This window comes from Ginsengibacter sp. (assembly GCF_057362405.1).
In genome coordinates, this window is the sequence record NZ_JBMQQG010000111.1 from 1 (window position 1) to 11,477 (window position 11,477).

6 protein-coding genes are annotated in these 11,477 nt (G+C 37.9%); all 6 read right to left on the reverse strand.

Annotation, left to right across the window (positions count from 1 at the left end; genetic code table 11):
* Nucleotides 1-699: ABC transporter permease (locus tag ACO1O5_RS09470; protein ID WP_486269607.1), on the reverse strand; the 699-nt coding region annotated here is incomplete at its 3' end.
* Nucleotides 700-781: 82 nt separating this feature from the next.
* A complete protein-coding gene (locus ACO1O5_RS09475; protein WP_486269608.1) occupies nt 782-3,166 on the reverse strand; it encodes an ABC transporter permease in 2,385 nt (794 codons plus the stop codon).
* A gap of 44 nt (nt 3,167-3,210) precedes the next feature.
* On the reverse strand, nt 3,211-5,658 hold the full coding sequence (locus ACO1O5_RS09480) for an ABC transporter permease (protein WP_486269609.1): 2,448 nt from the start codon (nt 5,656-5,658) through the stop codon (nt 3,211-3,213).
* A 52-nt stretch (nt 5,659-5,710) separates the two neighbouring features.
* Nucleotides 5,711-8,149, reverse strand: coding sequence for an ABC transporter permease (locus ACO1O5_RS09485; RefSeq protein ID WP_486269610.1), 2,439 nt, complete (start codon nt 8,147-8,149; stop codon nt 5,711-5,713).
* Between the two features lie 49 nt (nt 8,150-8,198).
* On the reverse strand, nt 8,199-10,616 hold the full coding sequence (locus ACO1O5_RS09490) for an ABC transporter permease (protein ID WP_486269611.1): 2,418 nt from the start codon (nt 10,614-10,616) through the stop codon (nt 8,199-8,201).
* A 47-nt stretch (nt 10,617-10,663) separates the two neighbouring features.
* Nucleotides 10,664-11,477 (reverse strand): ABC transporter permease (locus ACO1O5_RS09495; RefSeq protein WP_486269612.1); only part of this gene is annotated, 814 nt, incomplete at its 5' end.

Here is an 11,477-nt window from a genome sequence, read left to right on the forward strand (position 1 = left end):
CTGTGCATACGAAACTCCGGGTTTCAGTTTTACAAAAACCTGGTAACCGTTATTCGTAAACGAAGTTTTATCCATAGAGCCCGGGTAGGCCTGTTCAATATAAGTGGAGGGAACAACGAACTTAAAGCCAATTGAAGCATTGCGGGGTACGTCTTCTATTACAGCGGTAACCTTTAAATTATTTTGGTTATCAAAACGAACCGTTTTATTAACAGGATCTTCATTGCCAAAAAGCGCCTTCGACAATGATTGAGTAATTACAATAGAGTACGCATCTTTAAATGCGGTATTTAAATTTCCTTCGACTGCCTTAAATTGAAATATCCGGAAAAAATCAGTTCCTGTAATCATCCCATTTTCATAGAACTTTTTATCATTTACAATCAATCCATGGTTAGAACCCCAATCACTCAGGGCCACATATTGCACTTCGGGATTTTGGCTGCGTAACGCTTCAGCCAGCCGGGGCGAAGTGGTTTGAAAAGTAAGGGTATCGCCATTACTATTAAAATTGCGTTGTACACGATAGATCGATTGATGTTCCGGCAAAAATTTATCAAACGAATATTGATAATATACCCATAGCCCGATCAACAGTGCCACAGCCATCCCTATCGCGAGGCCAAGAATATTGAGTGCACTATAACCTATTGTTCTTGTAAGATTACGCCAGGCGGTTTTGAAATAATTTTTAAACATATAATCGGTTTTTTTTCGTCTAATCTTAAACGTTATTTACAACTCAATCCCGCCATCCGGCAGGTCATAATTCTCCTACGGTTCACTCCGTACGCAGTGATCGCACCGGGTTTGCCATTGCAGCTTTTATCGCCTGGAAGCTCACTGTTATTAATGTAATCACTATTGCTGCCAGCACCACTACAACAAAAACCCCGGTATTTATGCTGGCCTTATATTGATAATTTTTCAGCCAATCGTTCATAAAATACCAACCGACAGGAATGGCGATGGCGCAGGACAACAAAACAAGTACCAGGAAATCTTTCGAAAGCAATTGCCACAAATTAAACACGCTTGCGCCAAGCACTTTTCTTACTCCTATTTCTTTAATTCTTTGTTCTGCAGTGAATGATGCCAGCCCAAATAGGCCAAGGCATGAAATGAAAATTGCCAGTACGGCAATGATTGCAGCGAGGTTGCCTACCAACTCTTCGTAATTAAATTTTTTGGCATACTCTTCATCGGCGAAACGGTATTCAAATGGAAAAGCAGGATTGTATTTGTCAAAAATCGGCTTCATTAATGCAATGGCCTTCGACGCAGACATGCCCGGGTTTAGCCGGACGTCCACATTGCCTACCCAGTCTTTATTAAATATGATGGTAAGGGGCGAAATAGGACGATACGGCGATTCCATTTGAATGTCAGGTATTACTCCAACAACAGTCATTGGTCTGTCATTCCACTTCAATTGTTCACCCACAGGATTTTTTAATCTCATACGTTTTACTGCAGCTTCATTTAAAATAACTGAATTGGAATCTGTAAAACCTCTTGAAAAATCTCTGCCTGCTAATAATTTTATGCCTAATGTTTTTGTATAATCGTAAGTGGTAGTTATTGTTGAGAATATCACCGATTTTTCAACAGGCTGACTTCCTTTCCATTCCCACCCATTGTTATTACTTTGGATTTCTGAAGGAGATGAATTGCTTTGACATATCGAAATGGCTGCACCTGAACTTAATAGTTCCTGGCGAAGCGATTCAAAATGTTTGGCGATATCATCAGACCAATCAACAGAAATCAATCCTTTATTATTAAATCCAATGGGTCTGTTCTTTCCGTATTGTATTTGCTGATAAACGATGATTGTTCCAATCATTAGTACCACTGAACTTGCAAATTGAATTACTACTAATATTTTGCGTGGCAACGAACTGCTTTGGCCTGCTTTTAAATTTCCTTTCAGCACACGCACAGGGTTGAAAGAAGAAAGATAGAAAGCAGGATAGCTTCCCGCGAGCAAGCCGGTAACAATGGTGAACAAAATCATGATCAGCCAAAAAACAGGATTAGCCAACTGCATGCTCATTTCCTTATCCGTTAGCTTATTGAAATAAGGCAAAGCAAGAGCCACTATACCAAGTGCCAATAAAAATGCAAACGCAGACATCATCACCGATTCACTTAAAAACTGGTTAATAAGCTGTTTTCTTCCGGAACCAACTGCCTTGCGAACGCCAACTTCCTTCGCTCTTTTTTCAGAACGTGCCGTGCTTAAATTCATGAAGTTGATACAGGCAATCAGCAACACTATAAGACCTAAAATACCAAACATCTTTACATATTTTATGAAGCCACCTGTGTTCTTACCATTTTCAAAATCGCTATACAATCTCCATTTCGACATCGGATGAATAAATACTTCCGGTTTAATATGCTTCAATGTATTCTCATCTGTAAAATGTGAAATAACAACATCTTTAATTTTTGCATTGATGTTTGCAGGGCTCGCATTCTTATTTAATTGTATAAATACCTGCCATGAATTATTTCCCCAGTTTGTTTTATGATATTGCTTTACCCACGAATAAATACTTTCCTGCAACTGGAAAGGAATTAAATAATCAAAAGAAAGAGAACTGTTTTTAGGTTCTTTATCTACAACCGCCGTTACTTTCAAATCAGTTTTATTATCGAGCTTAATTGTTTTGCCAATAGCATTTTCTTTGCCGAAAAGAATGCCTGCTGTTTCTTTGGTTAATACAATTGAATAAGGATCGTGCAAAGGATCTTTGCTTCCTTCCCGTATTTTTAGGGAGAACATGGAAGCTGCATCTTCCCCAATAAAATGGCCGAACCTGCTAATCTTTTTTTCTCCGTAAACCAACGAATGTCTTTGACCCCAATCGCACATGGCTACAGCTTTGAAATCCGGAAATTTATTTTTAAGTTCTTCACCCAATGGATAAGGCAGGGCTTGTTGCGAACCACGAACACCATCAAATGTCTGGTTCATCATGACCTGGTAAATGGTATCATAATTTGTAAAATTTTTATTGGCAGAAACTTCATCATATATCCATAAACCAATAATCATTGCTACCGCCATACCCGTAGCTAAACCCACAATGTTGATGAATGAATAGATCTTATTCTTTACCAGGTTCCGCCATGCGGATTTGAAATAATTTTTAAACATAGCTTTTATTTTAGCGTGTAATCATTTACGTTATATCATAGTATTTATTCGGTTCGTAAACTTTTTACCGGATTTGCTATTGCTGCTTTTATTGCCTGGAAGCTCACTGTGGCTAACGCAATTACAATTGAAGCAACTCCGCCGATTATAAAAATCCACCAACTTACATCTATTCTGTAAACATAATCCTGCAACCATTTTTGCATAAACCACCATGCGACGGGAGAAGCGATAACAAACGCAATTGCAATTAGTATGATAAATTCTTTTGAAAACAAATAAACGATATTACCTGCAGTAGCGCCCAGTACTTTACGAATACCAACTTCTTTTATCCGCTGCACTGCCATGAAGGAGGCTAAACCATACAACCCAAGACAGCTAAGGAATATGGCGATGGCTGCAAAAATTTTATACAACTGCGATAACTGGTTTTCCTGTTTGTAAAAGCTTGCAACTTTGTCATCTAAAAACTTGTATTCATAAACAAAATTCGGAAATGTTTGCTCAAATATTGTTTTGACAGATTGCAGAGTGGAAGCAATGTTTTTTGTTTCAAGTTTTATTCCTGCCTGGCTATACATCGTCACGTTTGTAGTAATAAGCAATGGTGCAAGAGCATTGCGAAAAGACCTGTCATTAAAATCCTTCAGCACACCAACGACGGGACATTTTATTCGATCACTCCATATGCTTATTTCTTTGTTCAATATATCCTCTGGCTTTTTAAATCCTAAACTTCTAACGAGTGATTCATTCACTAAAAATTCTCTTGTCATTTTAGAGGGCCGTAAATTTCTTCCGGCTGCCAGTTGTAATTTATAAGCCGGCACATACCCCGTGTCGGCGAACTTGGTAATAACATTAAAGTCTGCTTCTTTAGTTGCATGGTCGAATTTGAATGTGCTCCAGGTATCATTACCATCTTCAACCGGGGTGTTGGAACTGAAGCTTACTGCCTGCACACCATTTAGCTGCAATAACTTATTTTGCAAATAATCCAGCCTGCTGATGCGAAGACTATCTACACGGAAAGGAACATTTATAATTGCATCTTTATCGAAGCCTAACGGTCGATTCATAAAATAATTCATTTGTTGTACAATGATGAGTGTTCCAATGATGAGTGCCTGCGCAATGATGAATTGAAACACTACCAATCCTCTCCTTAATGAAATTCCCTTTACAGTATCTGCTGTGAGCTTACTCTTTAAAGCATTAACAGGATTGAAGCGTGATAAAACCATAGAAGGATAAAAACCAGCAAGTGCGGTTACAATAATTGTTACAGCTAAAAGAAATAAAATAACTGCCGGATTACTTTTTATGTTGAATGAAAGCGAAAGCTCTAAAAATTGGTTTACATACGGCAATGCAAGAATTGTAATACCCGCTGCAAGCATTACAGCAATTATAACTATAAAAAATGTTTCAACGAGAAATTGGATTCGCAATTGAGATTTATTGCTCCCCAAAACTTTTCTTACACCAATCTCCTTTGCACGATTAAATGCTTGCGCGGTGGAGAGGTTGATAAAATTTACGCAGGCAATTAGCAGGATGAATGCCGCAATCAGCCACAATACATTGAGCAGTTCATGGCTAATTGCTTTATTGCTGTAATTACCTGTCTGCGTATCATAATGCACCGCCGTTAATGGTTGTATAATGTGACTATCCTTGTCTTCAGCCGCTTGAACCTTTGTTGAATATGCCCTTAGCTGCTGATTAAAATTGTCAACAGAAACATTCGGCGGCAACATAATATAGCAGCCAAAACCAGCATTTGTTCTATCCTCCCAATCGTTAGATGTTGCCATAAGGCTTCCGGTCGAACCTGTTCCGTAAGCCACAACAAGTTTTAGCTGAAAGTCAGTATTGGCAGGTATGGTTGCAAAAATACCCGACACTTTCAATATTTCAGTACCGTGCTCGAATATATAGCCGCCTAATTCCAATTTAATGGTTTTGCCTGTTGCTGTTTTCCAGTCACCAAAATACTTTTCTGCGGTCTCTTTTGTAAGTAATACATTGTTCGGTACTTTTAATGATTCATATGAGCCTGCGAGCAATGGGAAATCAAACATTTTAAAGAATGAAGGCGATGTAAAAAATACACCTTTGTCTTCTTTAAAAGTCTTTACAGTGGTTCCGTTATCGTCAGGTATCAGCAATTGATCATCATGGCTTGCAAAAATCGGGGCCACTTGTTCTATTTGAGGGAAAGCCGTTTTTAATCCTGTAGGCATTGGAAAAGGAACATCTTTTCCATAAGTAACATTCGCATCCTTTGCATGATGATATTCGGTTAACACACGATAGATGCGATCTTTCTTTGAGTGAAAATTATCGAAGCTTGTTTGGTATTGTATTATGATAAAGATCATCATACAAACGGCAATACCAACAGCCAATCCGGTAATGTTGATAATCGTGTAATCCCTGTTACGAGTTAAACTTCTGAATGCGGTTTTGAAATAATTTTTAAACATATTTTTTTGTTTTGAGCCAATAGGTATTCGCCATTGGCCGTTAGCTAAATTCTTACTCTGTTCTTAAACTCTTCACCGGATTTGATACTGCTGCTTTTATTGCCTGGAAACTTATGGTTGCAAATGCGATAGTTATCGCTGCTATGCCTGTCAGTAAAAAAGCTGTCCAGCTTATGTGAATATGATTTGCATAATTCAATAACCAACTATTCATGAAATACCATGCAACCGGAGTGGCAATTAAAAAAGACACCACAATTAATTTTATAAAATCTTTTGAAAGTAGTACAAGAATATCAGGTATTGATGCGCCTAAGACTTTCCTTACACCTATTTCTTTAATACGATTGATAGAAGCTAATGCAGCCAATCCCAGTAGACCAAGGCAAGCGAGAAATATAGATATGCCACTTGCACATGCAACTATATTTGTCCGTTTTTGTTCAGCTTTATAATAATTATTTACATCGTCATCAAGAAAACTATATTTCATGGGAATGCCAGGCAATAAGCTATTCCATTCGCTTTGGATGGCTACAATAGCAGCGGTTGGATTGCCGGCTTTTAGCCTTACATAAAAATTGACATACCCTTTATCTTTTGATGTAATGAATGCCTGGTTCTTTACGACTTCGCCTAAAGAATGATAACTGAAATTTTTCACTACACCGGTTACAACAGCATTCTGACCTTGAAAATTCTTAATCTGTTTCCCAATTGCATTTGCAGCATTCCATCCAAATGCCTTCATCATTGTTTCGTTGATAATAATCGATTTTATGGTGTCATTCATATTTGCAGCATCGAAATTTTTTCCGGCAATCAATTTTAAACGCAGCACACTTAAATAATTTGTGTCGATAATATTTATATCAGCATTCAAACCATTATCAGAATACCCTAAATAATTTTGCCCGGCCCCTAATCCCGCAGCAGCACTTGCAACATTTTCAATTGAAGGATTGCTACTTATTGATTGTTTAAACAATGGGAAAATTTTAGCAGGATCCGATTCTGAAGCATTAATCACCAAAACATTATCTTTATTAAACCCGGGATTTTTATTTAATAAATAATGTGTTTGCTGAAGCATAATTATTGTTGAAACAATTAACACTATAGATAAAACAAATTGAAAAGTTACAAGCGATTTGGTAAACAGATTTGAACCACCTACACGAATTTTATTTTTGAGTATAAGAATAGGTTTGAATGAAGAAAGTACAAATGATGGATAACTTCCTGCAAGCAATCCCACGACAATTACAAGGCTTGTAAACAAAATCAATAGCTGTGGCCAAAGGGAAAAAGAAATATGTAAATCACTTCCTGCGAACGCATTAAAATATGGCAATAAGATGTCGGCTAATAATAACCCGATTAAAGCTGAGACGGTTGACAATAAGAAAGCTTCTGTGATAAATTGAAAAATAAGCTGTTGCTTAACTGCTCCGGCAACTTTTCTTATACCAATTTCCTTACTCCTTCCGGCAGAGTTTCCTATTGCGAGCGTTGTAAAATTAATGCAGGCAATAAGCAAAATCCCAGACGCAATGGCAAGAAGAATCCAAACAGATTTCACATCAATGTGCGGAAAGTCGTGCCACAGGTTAATATCAGAAGTATGTATTGAAAGCAATGGTTGCAATTTTAAATTAACAGGGGTCTCACCCACAGGCCAGGTAGCGCCACCATTTTTTAAATCAGTTAAGTAACCCGGATAAAATGTAGCAAGGAAGTTTTGCAATTGCCTTTTATCCTTAGATAAATTACTTCCAGGCTTTAACTGAACATAAGTTTGCTTATCTATATAATGAAAATCATTCCCGACAAAAATGCTTCCGTTCACATATTTTTCCGCATATAAAAAATTGCCTAAGATGCCAAAGTGAATAGTTGAATTTGCGGGAATATCTTTTGAAACAGCAGAAACGGTGAATGGCTGAAATGCCGCGCCAATTTTAATTTCAAATATCCTCCCTACAACATCACCTGTTCCAAATATTTCTTTTGCTTTTGATTCAGTTAATACAACGTCATTAAGATTATGTAATGCAGAAGCAGAACTACCGTATTTTAAAGGGAAGGTAAAAACAGAAAACAGCGATGCATCTGCATAAGTAACTTCAGCCCGCAATCCTTTACCGTTTGCCCGCACTAAACTCTCGTCGTATGGAAGTTGTATCCGTACATAATTTATCACATCCGGTAAATCGTGCTTCATCGCTTCTCCTAAAGTTGTTGCTGCCGGGCCCGAATAGTCCATATAGCCTGCGGCAGGCTGCCCATTCAATGCATCAAACCATACATAAGGGCGATAAATATTGTTTGCATTTTTATTAAACTTATCAAAACTAAGCTCATTAATAGTATATAAAGCGAGCAAAAAGAAACAGGCAATGCCTATTGACAATCCGGCGATATTAATAAAGGCAAAGAACTTTCGCTTTACCAGGTTCCGCCATGCGGTTTTGAAATAATTTTTAAACATATTTTTTGTTTTGAGCCAATATCTATTCGCCGTTGGCCGTTAGCTAAATTCATTCCGTTCTTAAACTTTTCACCGGGTTTGCCACCGCCGCTTTTATTGTTTGGAATATTGAAGTAATTAATGCGATCATTAAAACCAGTAAACCCGTCACGACAAAAATCCACCACGAAATATTAGTACGGTATGCAAAATCCTGTAGCCACCGATTCATCATCCACCATGCAATGGGCGATGCAATACAAAGTGAGATGATGATAAGTTTCACAAAATCCCTGGAAAGTAAGCTTACAATATCGGGAACAGCGGCGCCCAATACTTTCCTTATACCGATTTCTTTAATGCGTTGTTCTGCTGCGTAAGTAACTAATCCAAACAATCCGAGACATGCAATAAGAATGGCAAGGACTGAAAATATCAAAGAGATGGTACCCGTTCGCTGCTCAGCACTGTATTGTTTATTAAATTCATCATCAAGAAAGGAATAGCTGAAAGGCTCTGAAGGAGCCATTGTTTTCCATTTTGCTTTTAATTGCGATAACAATCCTGTAATGTCGGCTGTATTGATCCTTATTGCAATACTCCCATTCTCGGGATACAACTTTAGAACGAGGGGTGTAACCTGCTCATGCAAAGAATTAAAATTAAAATTACTGATAACACCTATAACAGTATTTGAAAGCAACCTTCCCGTGGCAAGATCTTTTATCAGGTAAAGCTTTTTATTTATCGGGCTTCCCACACCAAAAAGTTTTGCGGCAGCTTCATTTATAATAACCGCATCCGAGTCAGAGGAGAACTCGGGAGAAAAATTCCTGCCGCTCTTTAAGTGTATTTGCAGTGTGGGAATATAATTTACATCAACAGGCCATTGCTGCATTATTGTGAAATTTTTGCCATCAAAAACCGGGGAAGTAACAAAACCCCTTTCACCTCTATTGCCGCTCACGGGTAAAAAACCCGTAACGGTTGCGCTTCTTACACCTGGCATTTGCAGCAGCTCATATTTGAATACCTGCGTATTCATTGCATACGTATTTTGCAAAATCAACACATGATCCTTATTAAAGCCTAAATTCTTGTTGCGGATATAGTTAAGCTGGTTGAAAATAACTACAGTTCCTATTATCAAAATAATTGATATGGAAAATTGAAAAACCACCAGGACGTTTCTTATAGATGAACCTTTAAAGCCTGCTGATAATTTCCCTTTCAACACTTCAATTGGCCGAAATGAGGATAGAAAAAAAGCCGGGTAACTTCCTGCTATTAAGCCTACGATAATCATAAGTAATAAAACTCCCGATAGCATCGGGGGATTCAGCAATAATGATGAATTGATATGTTTACCAGCCAACTGGTTAAAAGGATGCAGTAACAGCAAAACAGCTCCAATTGCTAAAAGAAATGAAAGAAGGCTGATGAAAACAGATTCGGTAAGAAATTGCATAATCAAATTATTTCTGAGGCTGCCGAATACTTTTCTCACGCCCACTTCTTTCGCACGGTTGGATGAACGTGCGGTGGAAAGATTCATAAAGTTGACGCACGCAATAAGCAAAATAAAAATGGCTATCGCGGAAAAAATATATATATACTGGATGCTTCCGTTAGTTCCCAACTCATCTTTTATATTTGAATGTAAATGTATCTCTGTGAGTGGCATCAAACTTATTTGAATAGAATTGCCGCTTTTTTCAAAAGCATCCTTGCTCATATTCACTGTACTTTGAAATTGTGGCGTTGCTTCCGCCATTAGGGTTCTATTTAAGAGCCTTTCTAATTTTTTCGTATTGGTGCCGGGCTTTACAAGTAAGTAATTTTGAAAATTATAATTAAACCAGCTGTCATCCCTGCTTTGGTCCGTCTCCGACATGGGAAAGAAAAAATCAAAATGAAAATGAGATTGTCCTGGAATATCTTTTATTACGCCCGTAATTTTATAGTTGTCGTTTTTATTTATAACCAATGTTCGTCCTACAACATTGGTGGCGTTAAAATATTTTTTCGCCGTGCTTTCCGTTATTACCAAAGAATGTGGCTCTATCAAAGCTGTGTTCGGATCTCCTGCAATCATTGGCAAAGTGAATACATCAAATAGCGAAGAGTCAGCATAAGCTGCTTTATCTTCCTTAAAATTTTCTGACCCCCTTTCAACCACAAAACCCTCATGGTTTTTAAGGCGAACATATTGTTCTATTTCCGGGTAATCTTTCGTAAACGTCGGACCCATTATTGCGGGAGCTTGTGCACCTTCATACGAAAAATCGCCAAATTTAACATGGTCGTCTATCCTGTAAATCTGGTATGCGTGAACGTTATATTTATCATAACTTAATTCATCTAAAACATACAATGCAATTAGTAAAAAACAGGATACACCAATAGAAAGGCCCGTTATATTAATAATGGAGAAAGTTTTATTCCCCCTTAAATTTCGCCTGGCGATTTTAAAATAATTTTTAAACATATTATTTGTTTGTGCCAATAGCTATCAGCCATCAGCTGTTAGCTAATTCACTCCGTTCTTAAACTCTTTACCGGGTTAGCCATTGCTGCCCTAATAGTTTGAATACTTAATGTGAGGAGCGCAATCACCAGCATTGCTGCACCGCACCATATAAATAACCACCAACTCATAGTCGCCCGGTAGGTAAAATCTTCGAGCCATTTGTGTGTTGCCCACCAGGCTATCGGTGTTGCAATTGCAAAAGCGATCAATACTAACTTTACAAAGTCTTTAGAAAGAATAGAAACAATGTTGGTAACAGTGGCGCCTAATATTTTTCTAACGCCGATCTCTTTGGTCCGTGTGTTGATGGTATACATTACAAGACCCAATAAACCCAGGCAGCTAATAAGCACTGACAAACCTGTTGCCCAGTTTAATAAGCTTGCCGTATGCTGTTCTGTTTCATAAAACTTCGCGATGGTATCGTCTAAAAATGTGTAACTAAAATCTGCGTCTGGATATATTTGATGGTAAGACTTTTGAATTTTACTGATGGTACTGCTCCAGGATTGGCTTCCTCCGCTTTGTGGTTGTAAAAGAATATGAAAAAAATAACTCCTGTTATCAAAGGAAGCAAATACAAGTGGCCCCACTGGCGCATGAAAAGACTGTTCATGAAAGTCATGCATCACGCCTACTATCGGCATCAGTTTACCATTAAATTCCAATTGCTTACCTATCGCATCGCCCGGCTGTTTAAACCCGAGTTCCTTCCCATACGTTTCGTTAATCAAAAATTCTTTGACAGTATCACTTTCCTGAACATTTCTTCCCGCCAGTAATTTAATATTAAATAGTTCCAGGTAACTCGTATCGCCC

Excerpts from the sequence above, each read along its gene's own strand:
- ACO1O5_RS09475 (WP_486269608.1), bottom strand. The coding sequence starts at position 3,166 with ATGTTTAAAAATTATTTCAAATCCGCATGGCGGAACCTGGTAAAGAAT.
- ACO1O5_RS09480 (WP_486269609.1), bottom strand. The coding sequence starts at position 5,658 with ATGTTTAAAAATTATTTCAAAACCGCATTCAGAAGTTTAACTCGTAAC.
- ACO1O5_RS09485 (WP_486269610.1), bottom strand. The coding sequence starts at position 8,149 with ATGTTTAAAAATTATTTCAAAACCGCATGGCGGAACCTGGTAAAGCGA.
- ACO1O5_RS09490 (WP_486269611.1), bottom strand. The coding sequence starts at position 10,616 with ATGTTTAAAAATTATTTTAAAATCGCCAGGCGAAATTTAAGGGGGAAT.